At 72.3% G+C, this 21,894-nt stretch carries 19 protein-coding genes and 2 pseudogenes; 7 read left to right on the top strand and 14 right to left on the bottom strand.

Annotated elements, in window-relative coordinates:
• The first annotated feature begins 15 nt into the window (after positions 1-15).
• Positions 16-1,191, top strand: coding sequence for an ROK family transcriptional regulator (locus tag ASD06_RS07330; protein WP_162248053.1), 1,176 nt, complete (start codon positions 16-18; stop codon positions 1,189-1,191).
• A 5-nt stretch (positions 1,192-1,196) separates the two neighbouring features.
• Here the strand turns inward: ASD06_RS07330 and ASD06_RS07335 are convergent, their stop codons facing one another.
• The 7 genes and pseudogenes from ASD06_RS07335 to ASD06_RS07365 all read right to left on the bottom strand — a co-directional run bounded on the left by ASD06_RS07335 (position 1,197) and on the right by ASD06_RS07365 (position 12,336).
• Entirely contained in the window at positions 1,197-2,465 is a 1,269-nt protein-coding gene (locus ASD06_RS07335) for an ROK family transcriptional regulator (RefSeq protein WP_056674923.1), read from the bottom strand.
• Positions 2,466-2,501: 36 nt separating this feature from the next.
• Positions 2,502-3,779, bottom strand: coding sequence for a sugar ABC transporter permease (locus ASD06_RS07340; protein WP_056674925.1), 1,278 nt, complete (start codon positions 3,777-3,779; stop codon positions 2,502-2,504).
• A 17-nt stretch (positions 3,780-3,796) separates the two neighbouring features.
• On the bottom strand, positions 3,797-4,579 hold the full coding sequence (locus tag ASD06_RS07345; protein WP_056675197.1) for an ATP-binding cassette domain-containing protein: 783 nt from the start codon (positions 4,577-4,579) through the stop codon (positions 3,797-3,799).
• 125 nt (positions 4,580-4,704) lie between these two features.
• A pseudogene (locus ASD06_RS07350) lies at positions 4,705-5,753 on the bottom strand (sugar ABC transporter substrate-binding protein); the annotation flags it as partial.
• Between the two features lie 292 nt (positions 5,754-6,045).
• Positions 6,046-8,877, bottom strand: coding sequence for an aconitate hydratase AcnA (gene acnA, locus ASD06_RS07355; RefSeq protein ID WP_056674927.1), 2,832 nt, complete (start codon positions 8,875-8,877; stop codon positions 6,046-6,048).
• Between the two features lie 82 nt (positions 8,878-8,959).
• Positions 8,960-10,240 carry a class I SAM-dependent RNA methyltransferase gene (locus ASD06_RS07360; protein WP_056674930.1) on the bottom strand — a complete coding sequence of 427 codons (1,281 nt, stop codon included), beginning with the start codon at positions 10,238-10,240 and terminating at the stop codon, positions 8,960-8,962.
• 26 nt (positions 10,241-10,266) lie between these two features.
• Complete coding sequence (locus ASD06_RS07365) at positions 10,267-12,336, bottom strand: APC family permease (protein WP_082537785.1); 2,070 nt, start codon at positions 12,334-12,336, stop codon at positions 10,267-10,269.
• Between the two features lie 117 nt (positions 12,337-12,453).
• Between ASD06_RS07365 and ASD06_RS07370 the strand changes: the two genes are divergently transcribed.
• Positions 12,454-13,116 carry a TrkA family potassium uptake protein gene (locus ASD06_RS07370; RefSeq protein ID WP_056674933.1) on the top strand — a complete coding sequence of 221 codons (663 nt, stop codon included), beginning with the start codon at positions 12,454-12,456 and terminating at the stop codon, positions 13,114-13,116.
• A 10-nt stretch (positions 13,117-13,126) separates the two neighbouring features.
• On the top strand, positions 13,127-13,813 hold the full coding sequence (locus ASD06_RS07375) for a TrkA family potassium uptake protein (RefSeq protein ID WP_056674935.1): 687 nt from the start codon (positions 13,127-13,129) through the stop codon (positions 13,811-13,813).
• A 107-nt stretch (positions 13,814-13,920) separates the two neighbouring features.
• Here the strand turns inward: ASD06_RS07375 and ASD06_RS07380 are convergent, their stop codons facing one another.
• The 4 genes from ASD06_RS07380 to dut are packed head-to-tail and all read right to left on the bottom strand — an operon-like array spanning position 13,921 to position 16,368.
• Positions 13,921-14,586, bottom strand: a complete 666-nt coding sequence (locus tag ASD06_RS07380) for a DUF3159 domain-containing protein (protein ID WP_200941932.1) — start codon at positions 14,584-14,586, stop codon at positions 13,921-13,923.
• A gap of 7 nt (positions 14,587-14,593) precedes the next feature.
• The gene (locus ASD06_RS07385) at positions 14,594-14,974 is read right to left on the bottom strand and encodes an OB-fold nucleic acid binding domain-containing protein (protein ID WP_056674940.1); all 381 of its coding nucleotides are present in this window, start codon (positions 14,972-14,974) and stop codon (positions 14,594-14,596) included.
• Between the two features lie 33 nt (positions 14,975-15,007).
• Positions 15,008-15,844: a DUF3710 domain-containing protein gene (locus ASD06_RS07390; protein WP_056674942.1), complete on the bottom strand. Its 837-nt coding sequence runs from the start codon at positions 15,842-15,844 to the stop codon at positions 15,008-15,010.
• Positions 15,841-16,368, bottom strand: a complete 528-nt coding sequence (dut, locus tag ASD06_RS07395; protein ID WP_056674945.1) for a dUTP diphosphatase — start codon at positions 16,366-16,368, stop codon at positions 15,841-15,843. Before dut ends, ASD06_RS07390 begins: the two co-directional genes overlap by 4 nt.
• Positions 16,369-16,421: 53 nt before the next feature.
• Between dut and ASD06_RS07400 the strand changes: the two genes are divergently transcribed.
• Positions 16,422-16,934: a DUF3093 domain-containing protein gene (locus tag ASD06_RS07400; RefSeq protein WP_056674947.1), complete on the top strand. Its 513-nt coding sequence runs from the start codon at positions 16,422-16,424 to the stop codon at positions 16,932-16,934.
• Positions 16,935-16,956: 22 nt separating this feature from the next.
• Here ASD06_RS07400 and ASD06_RS07405 read toward each other — a convergent pair whose 3' ends face one another.
• The 3 genes from ASD06_RS07405 to ASD06_RS07415 all read right to left on the bottom strand — a co-directional run bounded on the left by ASD06_RS07405 (position 16,957) and on the right by ASD06_RS07415 (position 19,460).
• On the bottom strand, positions 16,957-17,253 hold the full coding sequence (locus ASD06_RS07405) for a DUF4193 domain-containing protein (protein ID WP_056674949.1): 297 nt from the start codon (positions 17,251-17,253) through the stop codon (positions 16,957-16,959).
• 216 nt (positions 17,254-17,469) lie between these two features.
• Positions 17,470-18,306 (bottom strand): inositol monophosphatase family protein, encoded by an 837-nt coding sequence (locus ASD06_RS07410; protein WP_056674952.1) that lies wholly within the window; start codon positions 18,304-18,306, stop codon positions 17,470-17,472.
• The gene (locus tag ASD06_RS07415; protein ID WP_056674954.1) at positions 18,303-19,460 is read right to left on the bottom strand and encodes a ferrochelatase; all 1,158 of its coding nucleotides are present in this window, start codon (positions 19,458-19,460) and stop codon (positions 18,303-18,305) included. Before ASD06_RS07415 ends, ASD06_RS07410 begins: the two co-directional genes overlap by 4 nt.
• 124 nt (positions 19,461-19,584) lie before the next feature.
• Between ASD06_RS07415 and sepH the strand changes: the two genes are divergently transcribed.
• From sepH to ASD06_RS07430, 3 genes and pseudogenes are all read left to right on the top strand, one after another.
• Complete coding sequence (gene sepH, locus ASD06_RS07420) at positions 19,585-20,928, top strand: septation protein SepH (protein ID WP_056674956.1); 1,344 nt, start codon at positions 19,585-19,587, stop codon at positions 20,926-20,928.
• Positions 20,929-21,012: 84 nt separating this feature from the next.
• Positions 21,013-21,405 carry a hypothetical protein gene (locus tag ASD06_RS07425; protein WP_157371566.1) on the top strand — a complete coding sequence of 131 codons (393 nt, stop codon included), beginning with the start codon at positions 21,013-21,015 and terminating at the stop codon, positions 21,403-21,405.
• Positions 21,406-21,516: 111 nt separating this feature from the next.
• A pseudogene (locus tag ASD06_RS07430) lies at positions 21,517-21,894 on the top strand (hypothetical protein); the annotation flags it as partial.

Consider the following 21,894-nt stretch of genomic DNA (forward strand, 5'->3'; position numbering starts at 1 on the left):
TCGAGGCCGCGGTCGGTGGTCGCCCCGGCGACCACCGACCGGCTGCGCCGCGACAACACAGCGCGCGTGCTGCGCTCGTTGCGGGACGAGGGGCCCGCCAGCCGCGCCCAGCTCGCCCAACGCACCGGGCTGGCCAAGGCCACGGTGGGTGTCATCGTCACCGACCTGGTGTCGAGCGGCGCCGTGCGGGACGACGACCCCGTCGCCGACGCCGGACGCACCGGTCGCCCGGGTCGCCCGGTGTCGCTCGACGGGTCGGACGTGGTCGGGTTGGGCCTGGAGGTCAACGTCGACTACCTCGCGGCCACGGCCCTCGACCTCGCCGGGCGGGTGCGGCTGAGCACTCAGGTGCCCCTCGCACCCAGCAACCCCGATGCTGCGGGTGTGGCGTTGCAGTCGCTGGCCCGCGAGAGCCTCGCAACCCTGGAGGCCGACGGGCGGCGCGTGCTCGGTGTCACCCTCGCGGTGCCCGGGCAGGTCGACCGCGCCACCGGGTCCGTCGTCGGCGCACCGAACCTGCACTGGCACGAGCGCGACATCGCCAGCGAGCTGCGCCCGGCTCTCGGCGGCCGACCGCTCTGGATCGACAACGACGCGAACTGCGCCGCGATCGGTGAGTCGTCGTTCGGCGTCGCTCGGGGCGTCGACCACGTCCTCTACCTCACTGGCACCGTGGGCATCGGCGCAGGCCTCGTCATCGACGGACGCGTCGAGCGCGGGGCCCACGGCCTGTCAGGCGAGGTGGGCCACGCGCCGCTCGGTGACCCCGCGCGCGCCTGCGCGTGCGGGCGCCACGGCTGCTGGGAGACGGCGGTCGGCCTGGAGGCGCTCGTGCGCGAGTCCGGCGTCCGACTCCCCCGCGGGTCGGCGCTCGACCCGGTCAGCGTGGCGAGCCTGGTGGCCGACCAGAGCGCGCACGATCCGGCCGTCGCTGCCGGCGTCGACCGCCTGAGCCGTTCTCTCGCAACAGGTCTCAGCGTGCTCGCGCTCACGCTCGACCCGTCGCTCATCGTGCTCGGTGGCTTCTTCGTGCCACTCGCCGACCAGCTGCTGCCCCAGGTGCGCGAGCGGGTTGGCGCGGTGTCGGGCACCGACCTGGCCCTCAGCACCCTCGGCCTGCACGCCGCGTCGACCGGGGCGGCGGCCGACGTCCTCGGTCAGGTCTTCACCGGCACGCTGGCCCTCGCCTAGCGCGCTCAGGCGGGCACCGTGACGGGTGCGGCGACGCGCTGGGGCGCCGCCACCGACGCCACCGCCTGCCGGCACGCCGTCGCCAGCGCACCCGCCGGGTCGGCCAGGAGCGCCTCGAAGGCCCGCTCCGCCGCTCCGACGAGCACCGCGTCGCCCGCAAGCTGGGGCACGACCACCTTCACCTGCTCGCGCGGTGCCTCGAGCGCGACGGCGGTGAGCGCCTCGAGGGTGTCCTGGCGCACCGCGGGGTACAGCGCGCGGAAGATCCCGCCGAGCACGATCACCTCGGGGTTGAGCACGTTGACGACGCTGCCGAGGCCCATGCCGAGGTAACGGCCGACGTCGCGCAGCGCGGCCGAGGGGCGCACGACCTGCTTGAGCCGCTCGACCATCGGCTCGAGCTCGATGTCGTCGAGGCGCAGCGCGCGCGCCACCGCGGGCGAGCAGACCTCCGTCTCCCAGCAGCCGACGCTGCCGCAGCGGCAGGTGCGGCCTCGTGAGTTGACCATGAGGTGGCCGAGCTCGCCGGCGTACCCGCCCACACCGTGCAGGGGGTGCCCGTCGACGATCACGCCACCACCGAGACCGACGTCGCCCATGAGGAAGACCACGTTGTCGTAGCCGACGGCCGCGCCGCGGGTGTGCTCGGCGAGCACACCGAGGTCGGCGTCGTTGGCCACGTGCAACGGCACGGACCCAGCCATCCGCTCGCAGAGCAGCTGCTGCAACGGCACGTCGTGCCACCCGAGGTTGGGGGCGAAGCGCACGACGCCGTCGCTCTCGCGCACCACACCGGGTACGCCGACGCTCACCGCGAGCAGCGTCGCGCCGGGCGGTGCCTTGGCCACGATCTGGCGCACGAGGCGCACCGCCGCGGTCGCCACGGCGGCCGGGCTGTGTGACGTCGGCGTGCGCCCGCTCGCGCGCTGCAGCACCTCGCCTCCGAGGCCGACACACGCCACCTGCAGGGCCTTGACCCCGATGTCGATGGCGATGACGTACACCGCCTCGGCGTCGGGGCGCACGTCGAGCGACGGCCGACCGGCACCGTGCCGCCCTGACCGGCGCTCGCTGGGAGCGGTCTCATCGACCAGTCCCAGCTCGACCAGCTCGCCCACGAGCGCGCCGATCGTGCTGCGGTTGAGCCCCATGCGAGCCGTGAGCTCAGCTCGCGACAGCTGCCCGTCGTGGTGCACGTGCGCCAGCAGCGTGCCCAGGTTGTGCCGCCGGACGGCCTCCTGGTTGGTGCCGGCTCCGTGCCTGCGTGCAGCCACCGGTCAGAGCTTCCTCGAGGTCACGGGCCTGAGCCCTCAGCGCCCGGTCGCCGAGCGACGACGCCGCGAGATCGCGTCGACCGACGCCGCCAGCAGCAGCACCAGGGCGGTGACCATGTAGTTGATCGAGGCGTCGAAGCCCATGAGCAGCAGGCCGTTGTCGATGGTCGCGATGACCAGGCCGCCGATGATGGCGTCGCGAGGCTTGCCGCGGCCGCCGAACAGGCTCGTGCCACCGATGACCGCCGCACCGACGGCGTACAGCAGCGTGTTGCCGGCACCGGCGTCGGGCGTCACGGCGTTCAGTCGCGAGGCAGCCACGATCCCGGACAACGCCGCCATCGACGAGCCGATCACGAACACCGAGACCCGGATCGCGCGGACGTTGATACCGGCGCGGCGCGCGGCCTCGGCGTTGCCCCCGACGGCGTACACGTGACGGCCGTACGTCGTGCGCCCCAGGACGAACGTCCAGAGCACGAGCAGCACGCCCACGAGGGGGACGACGTACGGGATCCCGGCGAGCGTGAAGGTGGCCACGTGCGCGCGGTTGGCGTTGAGGATGTAGGTGAACGCGAGGACGACGACGGCCACCAGCACGATGCGCACGACGACCAGTGCCACCGGGGGGTGCTGCAGCCGGTGGCTGATCTGACGACGCAGCCGCAGCAGGTCGACCGCAGCGAAGAGGATCACGACGAGCACGGCCAGCACCCATCCGGCGGCCACCGGCACGTTGCTGTTCGCGATGCCCACGATGGCTTCGCTGCGCACCGGTACGGTGCCGCCCTGCCCGATGAGCTTGAGCGTGATGCCCTGGACCCCCAGGAAGAAGGCGAGGGTGACCACGAAGGAGGGGATGGACAGCCGCGCCACGAGCAAGCCGATCGCCAACCCGATGACCATGCCCGTCACGACCGCCCCGAGCACCGCCACCGGCCAGGGCCAACCGTGGTCGTTGATGAGGACCGCCATGACGCCGGCCGACGCGCCACCCGCTACACCCGCGGACAGGTCGATCTCTCCGAGCAGCAGGACGGGGACCAGGCCCATGGCCAGCACGCAGATCGCGCCGGCCTGCACCGTGAGGTTCGCGAGGTTCCCGAACGACGGGAAGGTGTCGGGGCGCAGCGCCGTGAAGACGATGAACAGGACGATGAGGCCCAGCACCGCGGGCAGCGAGCCCATGTCACCGCCGCGGAGGCGGTCGACGTACTCACGGGTGGCGCCTTGCAGCGTCGTCGCGCGCTGGTCGCCGGAGAAGTCCGACCCCGCGAGGCTGGGGCCGCCGCTGGGGGTGGTCGCGGTCGTCATGGGGTGCTCCTGGGGGCTCAGGCGGACTCGTCGGCGGCCAGGGGCGACAGCCCCAGGTCGCCCGAGCGGCCAGCGGTGATCAGCTCGACGACGCGGCTGTGGTTGACCTCGGACGTCGGGACGTCTGCCGCCACGCGACCGAGGTAGAGCGCGGTGATGCGGTCGGCCACCTCGAAGACGTCGACCATGTTGTGCGAGATGAGCAGCACGCCCAGGCCGTGGTCGGCCAGGCGGCGGACGAGGTCGAGCACCTGCCGCGTCTGGGCGACGCCCAGGGCAGCCGTCGGCTCGTCGAGCAGGACGACCTTGGAGTTCCACAGCACCGCCTTGGCGATGGCCACGGTCTGGCGCTGGCCACCGGACAGGCTCGCCACCGACTGGCGCACGGACTTGACCGTCCGCACGGACAGCGAGGCGAGGGTCTGACGCGCCTTGGCCTCCATCGTGGCCTCGTCGAGCGTGACGCCGGAGGTCGCCTCCCGGCCGAGGAACATGTTCTGGACGATGTCGAGGTTGTCGCACAGAGCCAGGTCTTGGTAGACGATCTCGATGCCCAGCGCAGCCGCGGCCTTCGGCCCGTCGACGTGCACCTGGCGACCGTCGAAGAAGAACTCCCCCGAGTCCGCGGGGTAGATGCCGGCGATCGTCTTGACGAGCGTCGACTTGCCGGCTCCGTTGTCACCAACGAGTGCGGTGACCTGACCGGGGTAGATCGTCAGGTCGACGTCGTGCAGCACCTTGACCGGGCCGAAGCTCTTGTTGATGCCGCGTAGTGCAAGGAGCGGCTCGGCGTCAGCCACCGAGCGGGACGTCGACGCCGCGTCGGGCGCGGACGGCGGGGCGGACTGGGACACGAGGCTCCTCCTTCAGGTCGACACGAAACATGCTGTCACCGGCCGGCTCGCGTGCCCAGAGGCACGCGAGNCAGAGCTCGGCGTAGTTGCCGGTGCAGACGTCGGCCTTGCTCTGGCCGCCGTCGGAGATGACGTCCTTCACCGTGTCGCGGGTGATGGACTTCGGGGTCAACAGCACCGAGGGAACGTCGCGCTTGCCGGTCTCGTCGCGGGTCGTGCCCGTGGCCGACGGCTTCTCACCCTTGGTGAGCGCGATCGCGAGCTCGGCGAGGGCGCCGACCTCCTCCTTGGCGGACTTGTAGACCGTCATGCACTGGCTGCCGTCGAGCACGTTCTGCAGACCCTGGACCGTCGCGTCCTGACCGGTCACCGGGACCTTGCCGGCGAGCTTGTTCTTCTTCAGGATCGCGATGGCCGCGTTGCCGAGGCCGTCGTTGGCCGCCAGGACGCCGTCGATCTTGCCACCGGCCTGGGTGAACATCTGCTCGAAGATCGTGCCGGCCTTGACGTTGTCCCAGTCGGGCACAGCCTGCTCGGCGACCTTGGTGTAGTTCGAGATCTTGTCGAGCACCGAGTGCGCGCCCTGCGAGAAGAGCGTCGCGTTGTTGTCGGTCGGCGAGCCGTTCAGGTAGACGATGTTCGCCTTCTTGTCACCGAGGCAGTCCGCGAGGCCCTGGCCCTGCAGCTCACCGACCTTGGTGTTGTCGAACGAGACGTAGTAGTCCGCGCTTCCACCGAGGGTCAGGCGGTCGTAGTCGATCGTCGCGACGCCCTGCTTCTTGGCCTTGGCCTCGATCGCCGCACCGGAGTCGGAGTCCAGGTTGACGATCGCCAGCACCGTGACGCCCTGGGTGAGCATCTGGTCGGCGATGGTCTGCATCCGGCTCTTGTCGCCCTGGGCGTTGTCGATGACCGCGTCGACGCCGGCGTCCTTGAACGCCTTCTCCAGCGTCGGGCGGTCCGAGGACTCCCAGCGGGCGGAGGACTTGGTGTCGGGCAGGATGACACCGATCTTGCCCTTGGCTGCGGCCTTCGTTCCGCCGCCCGACCCGCTGTCGTTGCTGCTGTTCCCACACGCCGTCAGCGCGAGGGCCACTCCCAGGGCCCCAGCCACTGCCATGTAGCGCTTGCTCACCACGTAAGACCGCCTCCTCGACCTGCGCTCGCTGTTCACGTGCAGGACACGTGGACGCGACGTCGCGGTAATTGTTGTGGGCGACAACGTATGGGCCCGCGAGGCGCACGTCTAGTGGTTCGGAACAACAAATTGGTCTCGGCGACGGCACAACGCCGGTGAGAACGCTTACCCCACAACGAATCGTGGCGCGCTCCCCACCCAGGGTGACCGAATCACACAGAATCACCCAGAGCGAGGAACGCGCCACGAGAGCGCCAGCCGGCGCCAGCCGGCGTCAGCCGGCGACGAGCGAGCGCAGGACGAACTGCAGGATGCCGCCGTTGCGGTAGTAGTCGGCCTCCCCCGGCGTGTCGATGCGCAACCGCGCGTCGAACTCCACCGTGTCGCCCGACTCCTTGCGCGCGGTCACCCTCACCGTGCGCGGCGTGGACCCGCTGTTGAGCTCCTCGACACCGACGACGTCGAACGTCTCGGTGCCGTCGAGGCCCAGGGACGCGGCGTCCTGCCCGTCGGGGAACTGCAGCGGCAGCACGCCCATCCCGATGAGGTTGGAGCGGTGGATGCGCTCGTAGGACTCCGCGATCACGACCTTGACGCCCAGCAGGGCCGTCCCCTTGGCCGCCCAGTCGCGGCTGGAGCCGGAGCCGTACTCCTTGCCGGCCAGCACCACGAGCGGCACACCGGCCTCGGCGTACGCCATGGCCGCGTCGTAGATGGTGTCCTGCTCCCCCGTCAGGAGGTTCTTGGTGAAGCCACCCTCGACGCCGTCGAGCAGCAGGTTCTTGAGCCGGATGTTGGCGAACGTGCCGCGGATCATGACCTCGTGGTTACCCCGGCGCGAGCCGTAGGAGTTGAAGTCACGCCGCTCGACGCCGTGCTCGGCGAGGTAGCGACCCGCCGGGCTGTCGGCCTTGATCGAGCCGGCCGGGCTGATGTGGTCGGTGGTCACCGAGTCACCGAGCAGGGCCAGCACCCGGGCGCCGTGGACGTCGGCGACGGCCTCCGGCTCGCGCTGCATGCCCTCGAAGTACGGGGGCTTGCGCACGTAGGTGGAGTCGGCGTCCCAGTCGAAGGTGTCGCCGGTGGGGGTGGGCAGCGACTGCCAGCGCTCGTCCCCGGCGAAGACGTCGGCGTAGTCGCTGGTGAACATCTCCTTGTTGAGCGAGCTCGCGATGACCTGGTCGACCTCGGCCGGCGTGGGCCAGATGTCACGCAGGAACACGTCCTTGCCGGAGGCGTCCTGGCCGAGTGGCTCGCGCTCGAAGTCGAAGTCCATCGTGCCGGCCAGGGCGTAGGCGATGACCAGCGGCGGGGACGCCAGGTAGTTCATCTTCACGTCCGGGTTGATCCGGCCCTCGAAGTTGCGGTTGCCCGACAGCACGGACGTGACGGCGAGGTCGTGCTCGTTCACCGCGGCCGACACCTCGTCGATGATCGGGCCGGAGTTGCCGATGCAGGTGGTGCAGCCGTAGCCGACCAGGTAGAAGCCGAGCTTCTCCAGGTAGGGCGTGAGGCCCGACTTGTCGTAGTAGCCGGTGACGACCTTGCTGCCCGGGGCGAGCGAGGTCTTCACCCACGGCTTGCGCGCCAGGCCGGCCTCGACGGCCTTCTTCGCCAGTAGCCCCGCGCCCACCATCACCGACGGGTTGGACGTGTTGGTGCAGCTGGTGATCGAGGCGATCGCGACCGCGCCGTGGTCGATCTCGACGTCCTGCCCGTCGAGCGTGATCGTCGTCGGGCGCGCTGGCCGGACGTCGACGTCGCCGTCGTGCACGGGCGCGCCGTTCTGGGGCTGGGCGGAGTCGGGGGTCGGCGGGTCGGACGCCGGGAAGCTGTCGCCGAGCACGTGGTCACCCTCGCGGTGGCTGACGTACGCCGGGAGCACCTCGCGGAAGCCGGCCTTGGCCTTCGACAGCTCGACGCGGTCCTGCGGTCGCTTGGGCCCGGCGATGCTCGGCACCACCGTCGACAGGTCGAGCTCGAGGTGCTCGCTGAACCGCGGCTCGCGCGACGGGTCGTGCCAGAGGCCCTGCTCCTTGGCGTAGGCCTCGACCAGCGCCACGTGCGTCTCGTCGCGGCCGGTGAGGCGCAGGTACTCGATCGTCACGTCGTCGATCGGGAAGATCGCGCAGGTGGAGCCGAACTCCGGGCTCATGTTGCCGATGGTGGCGCGGTTGGCCAGCGGCACGGCCGAGACGCCCTCGCCGTAGAACTCGACGAACTTGCCGACGACGCCGTGCGCACGCAGCTGCTCGGTGATGGTGAGCACGACGTCGGTGGCCGTGGCGCCCGCCGGGATCTCACCGGTGAGCTTGAAGCCGACGACGCGCGGGATGAGCATCGACACGGGCTGGCCGAGCATCGCGGCCTCGGCCTCGATGCCACCCACGCCCCAGCCGAGGACGCCGATGCCGTTGACCATCGTCGTGTGCGAGTCGGTGCCGACGCAGGTGTCGGGGTAGGCGCGCAGCTCGCCGTCGACCTCGCGGGTCATGACCGTGCGGGCCAGGTGCTCGATGTTGACCTGGTGCACGATGCCGGTGCCCGGCGGGACGACCTTGAAGTCGTCGAAGGCGCTCTGGCCCCAGCGCAGGAACTGGTAGCGCTCGCCGTTGCGCTGGTACTCCAGCTCGACGTTGCGCTCGAAGGCGTCCTCGCGGCCGAAGACGTCGGCGATGACGGAGTGGTCGATGACCATCTCGGCCGGCGCGAGCGGGTTGATCTTGGCCGGGTCGCCGCCGAGCTCCTTGACGGCCTCGCGCATCGTGGCGAGGTCGACGATGCACGGGACGCCGGTGAAGTCCTGCATCAGCACGCGGGCAGGGGTGAACTGGATCTCGGTGTCAGGCTCCGCGGAGGGGTCCCACTGCGCCACCGCGCGCACGTGGTCGGCGGTGATGTTGGCGCCGTCCTCGGTGCGCAGCAGGTTCTCGAGCAGCACCTTGAGGCTGTACGGAAGGTCGTCCGCGCCGTCGATCCCCGCCAAGCGGAAGACCGTGTAGGCCTGGTCGCCGACCGTGAGGGCGCCCTTGGCGCCGAAGCTGTCCTGGCTCACCGCTGCTCCTGTCCCTGTGCCGAATGCGTCAAGGTCACAGTATCTTGACATCGAGATAAATTCCAGCGTGTCGCACCGCCTCGATCCTCCCCCTCACGAGCACTGGCGGCCACCCGCTGCAGTCCAGGAGACGTCAGTCGCCGGCCGGCACGAGCCGTGCCACGCACTCCACGTGGTGGGTCATCGGGAAGCAGTCGAAGGCGCGCAGCGCGTCGAGGCGGTAGCCGTGCTCGGCGAAGGTGCGGACGTCGCGGGCCAGCGCTGCGGGGTCGCAGGCGACGTAGACGACGGCGCGCGGCCGCACCGCGACCACCTGCTCGACGACCCGGCGTCCGGCACCGGTGCGCGGCGGGTCGAGCACCACCAGGTCGGCCTGCAGGCCCTGCTCGACCGCAGCCCCGAGCACGCGGTCGACCCGGCCCGCGGTGATGGCGACGTGCGTGAGGTCGTGCAGGTTGCGCCGCGCGTCGCGCACCGCCTGGGCGTCCCCCTCGACCGCGAGCACCGCACCCTGCGGCCCCACGCCCTCGGCCAGAGCGGCGGTGAACAGCCCGACGCCCGCGTACAGGTCGAGCGCCTGCTCCCCCGGCTGCGGGTCGAGCTGGTCGAGCACCGCTCCCACGAGCGTCGCAGCCGCACCGGGGTGCACCTGCCAGAAGCCGGACCCGGTCACCCGAAGACGGGCGTGCCAGCTGCCGACCGTGACGTCCTCGCTCACCCAGGTGCGTCCGCGCACACGCTCCAGGCCGTCGCGGCCCGTGATCGCCACCGCCGCGTCGAGCTCGGCGGACGGCGGCACCGGCGGGGTGCGGCGTCCGACCGGCTCGACGAGCACGAGCGGCGTGGCCTCACCCGAGGGTGCGACGACCTCGACGCGCGCTGCTCCCGGCCACCGCGGCACGGCGCGCTCGACGTCCTGCACCCTGGGGTCGGCGATCGGGCAGGCGTCGATCGCCACCACGTGGTGCGAGCGGTGCGCCCGCAGCCCGAGGTGGCCGTCGGGCGTCACCGCGTGCTGCACCCTGGTGCGCCAGGCCAGGCCGTCGACGTCCCCCGGCACCGGCTCGACCGTCACCGGCACGTCCAGGCCACCCAGCCGCTGCAGCTGCTCGTGGACGACATCGGCCTTCAGCCGGCGCTGGGCGTCGAGCGAGGCGTGCTGCCAGTCGCAGCCGCCGCAGCGACCCGGCCCGCTGAAGGGGCAGCGCGGCTCCACGCGGTCGGGCGAGGCCTGCAGCACCTCGATCGCGTCCGCCCGCAGGAACCGCGAACCGTCGCCCCCCTCGGTGATCCGGGCTCGCACCCGCTCGCCGGGCAGGGTGTGCCGGACGAACACCACGCGCCCCTCCCAGCGGGCCACGCAGTGGCCGCCGTGGGCCACGGCGCCGACGTCCAGCTCGACGTCGGTGCCCACGAGGTCGTCGCCTCGGGTGTCGATACTCAGTGGGACCCGCCTCCCGGGCTGGCCGGCCCGCGGCGCACAGCACCAGCGGCGTAGCCGGGCGCCCGTTCGTCCGTCCCCTGCGACGAGCGCAGCTGCCACGGCACGCTGGCGACCATGACGCCGGGCGTGAAGAGCAACCGGGCCTTGAGCCGCAAGGCGCTCTGGTTGTGCAGGAGCTGCTCCCACCAGTGCCCGACGACGTACTCGGGGATGTAGACCATCACGACGTCGCGGGGGTTGTTGCTGCGGATCGAGCGCACGTAGTCGACCACTGGCCGGCTGATCTCGCGGTACGGCGAGTCAAGCGACTTCAACGGCACCGGGATGCCCCGGCGGTCCCACTCCGCCTGCAAGGCGGCCGTCTCGTCCGGATCGACGTTCACGCTGATGCCCTCGAGGTACGACGGCCGGGTCGCGCGGGCGTAGGCCAGCGCCCGCAAGGTGGGCCGATGCAGCTTGGAGACGAGCACCAGCGCGTGCACGTGCGAGGGCAGCGTGATGTCCGAGCCGTCCGCCTCGGGCGCGAGCTCGGCCGCTACCCGGCTGTAGTGGCCCTTGATGCTGCGCATGAGCAGGAACACGACGACCATCGCGGCGATGGCGATCCAGGCACCGAGCAGGAACTTGGTGATGAGGACGACGACCAGCACCACGCCCGTCACACCGGCACCGAGGGCGTTGATCACGCGGCTGCGCTGCATGCGCAGGCGCTCACTGCGGTCAGACGTCGTGCGCAGGTTGCGGTTCCAGTGCCGGATCATGCCGATCTGGCTCGTCGTGAACGACACGAACACCCCGACGATGTACAGCTGGATCAGCCGGGTCACCTGGGCGTCGAAAGCCAGGATGAGCACGATGGCCGCCGCCGCGAGCGCCAGGATGCCGTTGCTGAACGCGAGCCGGTCGCCGCGGGTGTGCAGCTGACGCGGCAGGTAGCCGTCCCGCGCCAGGATCGAGCCGAGCACCGGGAAACCGTTGAAGGCGGTGTTGGCGGCGAGCACCAGGATGATGCCGGTGGCGGCCGCGACGACGTAGAACATCGGCGAGAAGTGGTCGAACACGGCCCGCGCGAGCTGGCCGATCACCGGCTCCTGCGTGTACGTCGTGCCGTCCGGGAAGACGAACGAGTCGCCCGGCCCTGCGCTCCCCCGCTGACCGTTGAGCAGCAGGTGGCCGCCGACGCCGGCCGCGTCGACGATGCGCACGTGCATGATGCGGGCCAGCACGATGACCGAGAGCAGCATCGTGACGGCGATCCCCCCGAGCAGCGCCAGCGTGGTGGCCGCGTTGCGGCTCTTGGGCTTACGGAAGGCCGGCACACCGTTGCTGATGGCCTCGACACCGGTCAGGGCCGCGCATCCGGACGAGAACGCGCGCAGCAGCAGGAACCCGCCGGCGAGCGTGGCCAGGCCACCCTCGTACTGCGACGCCCCCTCGACCGTGAACTTGGCGCTCTCGGCGACGGGCAGGTCGCCGAAGAAGTACCGGGCGAACCCCCACAGCCCCATGCCGATGATCGAGGCCATGAACACGTAGGTCGGGATCGCGAACGCCGACCCGGACTCGCGCACCCCCCGCAGGTTCATGGCGGTGATGACGCACACCGCGACGACCGCCGCCGCCGCCTCGTGACCCTTCAGCGCAGGTATCGCCGAGGCCGCGTACTGCGACGCCGACGAGATCGACACCGCGACCGTGAGCACGTAGTCGACGAGCAACGCGCTGGCGACCGTCAGGCCGGCGGTGCGGCCCAGGTTCGTCGTCGCGACCTCGTAGTCCCCCCCACCCGAGGGATACGCGTGGACGTTCTGCCGGTAGCTCGCGACGACGACCAGCATGACCATCGCGACGACCAGGCCTAGCTTCCAGCTGAAGGCGTAGGCCGAGACGCCGGCCACCGACAGGGTCAGGAAGATCTCGTCGGGGGCGTAGGCCACGGACGACAGCGCGTCACTGGCGAACACCGGCAGAGCGATCCGCTTGGGCAGCAGCGTCTCGTGCAGGCGGTCGCTCCCCAGGGGGCGACCCACCAGCAGGCGCTTCACGATTCGTCCGGCGAGAGGCACGGTGCTTGATGCTAGGCCCTCGCGCGCCGTGTAGCGTGCGGGACGGTCGTCGGGTGCCTGAGCGTGTGCTCGCACCCCGCGCCGATGACACCAGCTGACCAGCCAGGAGAGAGCGTCGTGCACTTCGTGATCATGGGCTGTGGGCGTGTCGGCTCGACCCTGGCCCACAGCCTGGAGTCGCAGGGGCATGACGTGGCCGTCATCGACCAGGACGAGAGCGCCTTCCGGCGGCTCGGTGCGTCGTTCGAGGGCCGCCGGGTGACGGGTGTCGGCTTCGACCGCGACACCCAGCGCGAGGCAGGCATCGAGCGGGCCTACGCGTTCGCGGCCGTGAGCAGCGGCGACAACTCCAACATCCTGGCCGCCCGCGTGGCTCGCGAGACGTTCGGCGTCGAGAACGTCGTCGCTCGCATCTACGACCCCGGTCGCGCGGAGATCTACCAGCGGCTCGGCATCCCCACGGTCGCCACCGTGCGCTGGACGGCCGACCAGATGCTGCGTCGGCTGCTGCCCGTGGGCGCTAGCCCGTTGTTCCGCGACCCGAGCGGCAAGGTCGTGCTGGCGGAGATCCCCGTGCACGCGGACTGGGTGGGTCATCGCTTCGACGAGCTGACCGCGAACGTGGCGTTCCGGGTCGCCTACGTGACCCGGCTGGGCGAGGCGATGGTGCCCGGCCCCGACACGATGTACCAGGACGGCGACCTCGTGCACGTCGCGGTCGCCGAGAACGACCTGCCGTACGCGGAGGCCGCGCTCGACACGCCCCCCACCCACGACTGAGAGGCCTGACATGCGCGTGGTCATCACCGGTGCCGGCAGCGTGGGCCGGTCCATCGCCCGAGAGCTGCTCAACAACGGACACCAGGTGCTGCTCGTCGACCGCGAGCCGCGAGCCGTCCAGACGCAGCGGGTGCCCGAGGCGGAGTGGCTGCTCGCCGACGCCTGCGAGATCAGCAACCTGCGCGAGGCCGGGCTGGAGAGCTGCGACGTCGTCGTCGCGGCCACGGGCGACGACAAGGCGAACCTCGTGGTGTCGCTCATCGCCAAGACGGAGTTCGGTGTGCCGCGCACCGTGGCTCGGGTCAACAACCCGAAGAACGAGTGGATGTTCGACGAGGCGTGGGGCGTCGACGTCGCGGTGTCGACGCCTCGGCTGATGACCGCGCTCGTCGAGGAGGCCGTGAGCGTCGGCGACCTGGTGCGGATCTTCCAGTTCCAGCAAGGCCGGGCGACGATGGTCGAGATGACGCTGCCCGACAGCTCGCCGTACGCCGGCAAGCGGGTGGGCGACATCACCTGGCCGGCCGACAGCGTGCTGGTCGGCATCATCCGCGAGGACCGGCCCATCGCCCCCAGCCGCGACGACGCGCTCGAGGCCCGCGACGAGCTGCTGTTCCTCACCGTGCCCGAGAGCGAGCAGGCTCTGGAGCAGATGCTGTCGCCGGGTCACCGCATCGCGCGGCCCGCGGACTCCTGAGCCCGGCTCACCATCCGCACTTGTGACGCCTTGGCGACCCTTGCGAGCCGACGAAGGGTCGCGAACGCGTCACCAGTCGCAGGTCGGCGAGGGACTCGGCCGGCCGCTCAGTTCGCGACGTCGGCGGGGTCGAGCGGTGTGTGGCCCTTGAGCAGCAACGCTCCCATCGCCGCGACGGCCACCAGGTAGAGCGGCCAGCCGAGCGCGATCTTCGTGATGGCGAGCCACGTCACCTGGTCGGCGAGGTAGAGCGGCACCATCACCACCGCGCGCACGGCGTACAGACCCGCGAGCACCAACGTGAGCCGCTGGCACAGCCGGACGACGCCCGCGTGCGTGCGCCAGGCGAGGGGGTCCTCCGGATGCGTCGCGCCGACGATGAAGCCGATCATCGGCCAGCGCGTGACCACCGAGAGCAGGCTGACGGCGAGCAGCGCGCAGCTGTACAGGATGCCCGGTAGGAACGCGTCCTCGGCCCGGCCGCTGCGCAGCGCGAAGAACGCCGCGATCGCGAGCGCCCCCAGGCTGCTCAACGCGAACTTGGGGGTCTGCCGCTGCACCAGGCGCACGGCGAGCGTGACGACGACGCACGCCGCCGCGGCACCCAACGAGATGCGCACGTCGTGCGACGCCGACCAGGCGATCACGAAAGCGACCGTGGGCAGCGCGGCCTCGACCGACCCGCGGATCCCCCCGACGCCCTCCGCCAGGCGATGCCGCACGACCTCCTCGACCGTGGTCGCGCCCGGCGGCACGTGCCCGAGCAGGCTCACCACGCGATCACTCGGTGCCGCCGGGCAGCAGGTCGTACGACGGGTTGAACACGACGGGCTTGCCGTCGCGCTGCGCGACGCGTCCGAGGACGCGGATGCGTCGTCCGGGCTCGATGCCGGCGATCTGGCGCCGGCCCAGCCAGACGACGTGCAGGATGCCCGTGCCGTCGTAGAGCTCCGCGACGAGCGCCGGGACGCCGGCCCGCGGCCGCAGCGTGACGGACTTCAGCGTGCCGCAGACGCAGGCGGTGCGACGGTCGGGAAGCTCCTGCACCGGCGTCCCACCGAAGCGGTCTGAGGTCTCACGCAGGTCCTCGGCCTCGAGGGTCTGGTCGGAGCTCGACAGCCGGTGCAGCACCGACCGCAGGCGTCCGCGGCTCTCACCCATGGCTCCAGCGTAACGGCGTGGCAGGCTCGCGCCTCACCGCCGTTCGGTGATCTCCGGACCACGCTCGTACGGCGACAGGTCGTCATACCCCTGCGGCTGCTCGTCGTGCGCGATCTGCTCGCGCGGGTCGGCGTCGGCGGGCGGCTCCCCCGCCACGGCGCCGTCCGGCAGGTGCAGCGGCAGCAGCTCGCGCGGCCCCATCGGCTCCGTGCCGCGGTCGACCACCACCTGGGCGACGAGCTCCTCGAGCTGGCGGGCGTTCTCGGGCTCGATGGCGGCCCGGCCGTGGAACACCGCCCGCAGCAGCCAGCGCGGGCCGTCGACGCCGGTGAAGCGCAGCGGCTGGAAGCCCACCTTGCCGTCGGGCTGCTGGCTCGGCACACGCGCCAGCAGCTCGCGCCCGAAGGCGCCGTACCCGGGGTCGGCGGTGCCGCCCTGCTCGGTGATGCCTGCGGCGATCTCGTCGCACACCTCGGCCCAGATGCCCTCGCTGCGCGGGGCGGCGAACGCCTGCACCTGCACGGCGGAGTCGCCGAGGACGACGAAGACGCCGGTCACCTGGCCGGTGCCCTCGTCCATCTGCAGCTGCAGCTCCATGCCCTCGACGAGCGGCACCCACAGGGCGCCGAGGTCGAGACGGTTCTCGGGCCCGTCGACCTCGCTGCGGTCGAACGGGCCACCCGAGCGGTCGAAGGTGTGCGCCCGGGCGGGCGTCGACGACGCGTGGTCCGCCTCGGCGCCGTCGGTGTCGACGTCGGCGTCGGCGTCGTGGTCGGCGTCGTTGAGGGCCTCAGTGCTCTCGACCACCCCGACCGCTTCAGCGCCCTCGGTGGGGTCGTCGTCGTTCTTGCGGCGGCGGAACAGGCTCACGAGATCTCTCCCTCCGGGGCGAGGGACGCCCCGATGTTGGTTCCAGGGGCGGGCGCGCTGCCGGCGAAGCCGCCGGTTGACCCGTGGCCTCCGGCGCCCCGCGAAGACTCCGGCAGCTCGGGCACGACCCGGAAAGCTGCCTGCTCGACCCGCTGCACCACCAGCTGCGCGACCCGGTCGCCCCGACTGAGCGTGACGGGCTGGGTGCGGTCGGTGTTGACCAGGTTGACGTGGATCTCCCCGCGGTAGCCGCAGTCGATCGTGCCGGGCGCGTTCAGCGTGGTGACGCCGTGCCGCGCCGCGAGCCCCGAACGGGGGTGCACGAACGCCGCGTACCCGACAGGCAGGGCGATGGCCACGCCTGTCGGCACGCTCGCCCGCTCACCCGGCTGCAGCGTGACGTCGACGCGCGTCATGAGGTCGGCCCCGGCGTCACCGGGGTGCGCGTACGTCGGCAGGGGCAGGTCGCCGTCCAGCTGCTGGAGCAGGACCTCGACCACCGGCGCGCTCTCGGGGTGTGTCATCGCACAGCGACCCTAGTCCCTGGAGCTGGGTGTGCGCGTGCCACCCTGGGCGGGTGAGCGAGCAGAGCCCCGCCCCGGCCGCCCATCGAGAGACGTTGCTGCCCGGCCCGTGGGCCTGGGTGGCGGCGCTGGGCGTGGCCGCGACGCTGGGGCTGGTGTTCCTGCCCTCCCTGGGCCCGGTGGTCGCCTTCACCACGGCGGCGGCTGCCATGGTGGGCGCCGCAGTCGGCCTGTGGCTGACCAGCGCCCGCATCGAGGTGCGCGACGGCGAGCTGCGGGCCGGGCGCGCGCAGATGCCGGTGCGCTTCGTCGGCCGCGTCAAGGCCGTGACGCCGGAGCGCATGCGCGCCCTGCGCGGACCCGAGGCGGACGCCCGGGCTTACCTGTGCCAGCGGTCGTGGGTGCCGGGCGGTGTCGTGATCGAGGTGGTCGACCCGGCCGACCCCACGCCGTACTGGCTGGTCTCGTCCCGAACGCCGCAGCGGCTCGCCGCGGCCCTCGAGCGGGCCAAGGAGGCGTCCTCCTCGGCCGGCCCGGGGCGCGGCGAGCCGCCGACGTCGAGCTGAGTGAAGCGGGTGCGCTGAAGCCTCAAGCGCACTCGAGGCAGACCGGCTGGCCGCCGGACTCGCCCGAGAGCTGGCTGCGGTGCTTCACCAGGAAGCAGCGCGAGCAGGTGAACTCGTCCGCCTGGCGGGGCAGGACGCGGACGGACAGCTCTTCGTTCGACAGGTCGGCTCCGGGCAGCTCGTAGCCCTCGGCCTGCTCGGTCTCGTCGACGTCGACCGACGACGAGCTCTTGTCGACCCGGCGGGCCTTGAGCTCCTCGATGCTGTCTTCGTTCAGGTCGTCGTCGGTCTTGCGCGGCGCGTCGTAATCGGTCGCCATGTGTGGGTCGCCCTCCGCGGGGTCTCGCTGGTGTGCCGGGCTCGCTGTGCTGCCGGGTGGTGCTGTGGCGCTGGTGGCGCCGTTCGTGCTGGACGGTCGTGCTACCTACGGTGGTGCTGGTTGGCGCGTGCTCGCCCTCGCGGCGGGTCTAACGCAGGGGACCCCGAGTTTGTGCCCGACCGGAACAGGGATTGTGCCTGATCACTCTGCGCGCCCTCACACCGCGTCGGCATCCGGACGCAACGGCGCCAGGATCTGCTCCAGCGCGGCGTGCAGCGAAGGGCCGGCCGCGAGCACGAACTGCTCCCCCGGCGCGGCCCCCGCGAGGCCGGACACGATCGCGCCCGCCTCCCGGGCGACGAGGGTGCCGGCCGCCATGTCCCACGGCTGCAGGCCGCGCTCGAAGTACGCGTCGACGCGGCCGCACGCCACCTGGCACAGGTCGATCGCCGCGCTGCCGAGCCGGCGGATGTCGCGCACCTGCGGCAGGACGGCGGCCACGACCTCGGCCTGGCGACGACGGCGCTCGGCCTCGTAGCCGAAGCCCGTGGCCACGAGCGCCTGCGCGGGGTCGCTGACGTCGCTGACGCGCAGCGGCCGGCCGTCGAGGAACGCGCCACCACCGCGCGCCGCCGTGAACGTCTCGCCGCTCGCCGGGTTGTGGACGCACCCCGCGAGGACGTCCCAGTCGCCGCCTCGCACGTCGCCGGTGACCGCTGCCACGCTCACGGCGTAGGCGGGCAGACCGTAGAGGTAGTTCACGGTGCCGTCGATGGGGTCGACGACCCACGTGATGCCCGTGCTGCCCGCCCGACCGCCGCCCTCCTCGCCCAGCAGGCCGTCGTCCGGCCGCTCCCGCAGCAGCAGGTCACGCAGCAGGGCCTCGCTGCGCTCGTCCATGACGGTGACGACGTCGGTGGGGCTGGTCTTGGTGGCGCTGACCCCCAGCCGGTCGGGGCGCTCGTCGCGGATGAGGTCGCCCGCGGCACGCGCCGCGCGCTCAGCGAGGACGAGCAGGTCGTGAGCGAGCGCGGAGTCGGCCGAGGAGGTCACCGCCCCGCCACCACGGGGGGTTCCCAGTCGGCGCCGCACGCGGCTGGGCGCTCGGCCCGCAGGTTGCGACAGCAGCCCACCGGGCAGGTCGAACGCACCGGCGGTCGCGCGCCGAGCGTCGGACGCTCAGGGTCCTGGCCCCGCGCCTGCGCCGCGCGCTCGACGAGCAGGTCGACGAGCGCGCTGACGAACTGCGCGTCGGTGCCCACCGTGGCCGCGCGGGCGAACGGCAACCCGATCTCGTCGGCCACCTCGTGGGCCTCGGTGTCGAGGTCGTACTTGACCTCGAGGTGGTCGCTGACGAACCCGATCGGGCACACCGCGGCCCCGGGCGCACCGGCCGTGTGCAGGGCTCGCAGGTGGTCGCCGACATCCGGCTCCAGCCACGGCTGCGACGGTGGCCCCGACCGCGAGCAGTACACGAGCTCCCACGGCACCGCGCGGCCGAGCTCGCGACCGACAGCGTCGGCGATCACGCCTGCGACGTCGCGGTGCTGGTCCGAGTAGGCGGGGCTGAGGTCGCCGCCCGGGCCGCTCGCGTCGTCCATGGCGTCGGGGATGGAGTGGGTGACGAAGACCAGGTGGGAGCCCTCGGGCACCTGCCGCAGGGCCTCCAGCGCGGCGCGCACGTTCGGCTCGACGAAGCCGGGGTGGTTGAAGTACTGGCGGATCTTGTCGACGGCCAGCTCGCGCCCCTCCTGCGCCAGCGTGAGCAGCGCGCCGGCGAGGTCCTCGCGGTACTGCCGGCAGCTCGAGTACGACGAGTACGCGCTCGTCGTGAGGGTCACGACGCGGCGCAGCCCCTGCTCGTGGGCCTCGCGCAGGGTGTCGGTGACGAACGGCGCCCAGTTCCGGTTGCCCCACAGCACCGGCAGGTCGACGCCGCGTGCCCGCAGCTCGGCGCGCAGGGCGTCGAGCAGGGCGCGGTTCTGGTCGTTGATGGGGCTGCGGCCGCCGAAGTGGTGGTAGTGCTCGGCGACCTCGGCCAGCCGCTCGTCCGGGATGCCGCGCCCGCGCGTCACGTTGCGCAGGAACGGCATCACGTCGTCGGGCTGCTCGGGGCCGCCGAACGACAGCAGCAGCACGGCGTCGTACGGCGCGAGGTCGGCGGCAGCGGACGCGGAGTCGGAGGGAGAGGCTGAGGAGCTGGTCACGGCCTGATTGTGCCGGTGGCAGCTGCCCGCGTCGTCCTCGGGCGCGGTTCGCGTGGCGCGCCTGCACCGCTTCGGGCGATTCGGGTGGCACAGTCGGTGGTGCCCACGACAAGAGGAGCTGGACATGCCCGACCTGCGGCTCGTCGGCGTCCACGACGACGGCGAGCACCTGGTGCTCAGCGACGACGACGGTCAGCGCTACACGCTCGTCGTGAACGAGGCGCTGCGCGCTGCCGTCCGGCGCGACCGCGCCCACCTGGGCCAGCTGCAGATCCAGATCGGTGGCGAGCTGCGCCCTCGTGAGGTGCAGGCCCGGATCCGCGCCGGCGCGACCGCCGAGCAGGTCGCCGAGGCGTCCGGCTGGCCGCTCGAGCGCGTCCGCCGGTACGAGGGGCCGGTGCTCGCCGAGCGCGAGCACGTCGCCCAGCTCGCGCGTGACGTCGTGCTGCGTCGACGAGGCGGGGACTCCCCCACGCTGGGCGCCGAGGTCAAGCGCCGCCTCGTCGCGCGGGGTGTGGACGCCGAGGCCGCTACGTGGGACAGCTGGCGTGCCGACGAGGGTCCGTGGACCGTCGCCGTGTCGTTCGCCGCAGGAGGTCGCGACCGCCAGGCCCGCTGGCACCTCGACGTGGCAGCGCGCTCCGTCACGCCGGCGGACGACGAGGCCCGGTGGCTCAGCGAGCAGGTGCCGGAGGGCGATGGTCCGCTGGGCACCGTGCGTCTGGCTGCCGTGCCGAACGGCGCGTCCGGGCTTGCGGGTGGCTCGGTGTACGACGTCGAGGCCGACGGCGGGGTCCACGAGCCGGCGTCCGGCCCGCTCGACCTCATGACCGCGATGCGCAGCCGCCGACGCGAGCGCGACCTGCACCGCACCCGGCGACCGCACGACGGCGGCGCCGACCCGGCTGACGTGCCGGGAGCGCTGCACCCGGCACGGCGGCGACGTCCGGCCCGCCCGGAGCCGCTCGAGCTCGACCCGACCCTCCTGGGTGACCCCCCGGCCGCTCACCCCGCGACGTCGCAGCTCCCGCCGTCGCTGCTCGAGGACCCCGAGACGCCCGCACTCGTGGACGACGACCCGACCGGCTCCGAGCCGCGTCACCCGGCCCGACGCTGGCCGCTCGCCGACCAGATGACCGGGCCGACCGGGCCGCTCGACGCGAGCGCAGTCACCGAGGACGCCGACGGGCGCGCCGAGGACGACGCAGACGAATCCGGTGACGAGATCCGGCCGCAGAACGCCGGCATCGACGCGGTGCACGGCATCGACGCGATGGACGGCATCGACGCGATGGACGGCCTCGGCGACGACGCCGCCCCCGGCTCGACTGACGCCGCCGAGCCCGAAGGGAACGACGACACGCGCAGCGAAGCCACGGCGCGCCACCGGGCGCCCGCCCGCGCCAAGGGCCGTCGGGCGAGCGTGCCCAGCTGGGACGACATCATGTTCGGCGCCAAGCGCGACTGACGTGACCAGGCGTCGGGCCGGCTCGACCACAGGAGTGTGCACGACGAGCCTGGCAGACCCTCGCCGTCGGCTCCTGGGCTGTGCATGAGCGGGCCCTCACACGCTCGGCGCCAGGCGGCGGCTCACTGGGCCGTGGGGTTGAGCGCCGTCTGGCTGGTGCCGCTGACTCTCGTGGCCGTGGCGATCGGGTACTTCGGCCTGGTCTTCGTGGGCTTCGTGGGCGAGGGTCTCGGTGGTGGGATGCCGACGCGGGATGTGCTGATGGTGCTGTGCACGCCAGCCCTCGCGCTGGGGCTCGCAGCCGCACTGGGTCTGGGCACGGCGAGGACGACGTCTCGCCTCGCGTACCGCGTGGTGCGGCTGCGCGCACTGCCACCATGGCTGCTGGGCCTGGCCGGCGCGGTCGTGGGCGGCGCCGCCGGCGTGGCGGTCTTTCGGCTCTTCCTCTCAGCGGGAACTCAGCTCATGGCCGACTGAGGGTGGAGCGGCGTCCGGTCGAGTTTTCCACAGTTGACGAAGTGGGAGTAGTTGTCCACAGACCTCTTGCGGGGCGGCGCGTCCGTGGGGGGCAGTGCGTAGGTTTGTCGCATGACGAATCGGGCGGACGGCGGCGGCGCGACAGCGCTGGACGTCGTGCTGTCCGACCTCGAGGAGGTCTTGGACCGCCTCAGTGCGCTGCCGCTGTGGCAGCTGCCCGACCCGGCGTTGAAGACGGTGGCGGCCGCGCTGGACCGGGCACGGCGCCGCAGCCAGGGCCAGACCCTGCGGGTGCTGGGTGAGGTCGACGGTCGCGGGATCCCCGGGCAGGACGGCACCCGGACGGCCGGTGCGTGGCTGCGTTCGGTGGTGGCGGACCTGAAGCCGGGGCAGGCCGCCGGGTTGGGTAAGCGGGCCGAGCGCCTGTACCGCTCGGTGCTGTCGGTCGAGCTGGCCCCGACACGGGCGGCGGTCGAGGCCGGGGTGCTG

It is taken from the genome of Angustibacter sp. Root456 (assembly GCF_001426435.1).
Classification (GTDB): Bacteria; Actinomycetota; Actinomycetes; order Actinomycetales; family Angustibacteraceae; genus Angustibacter.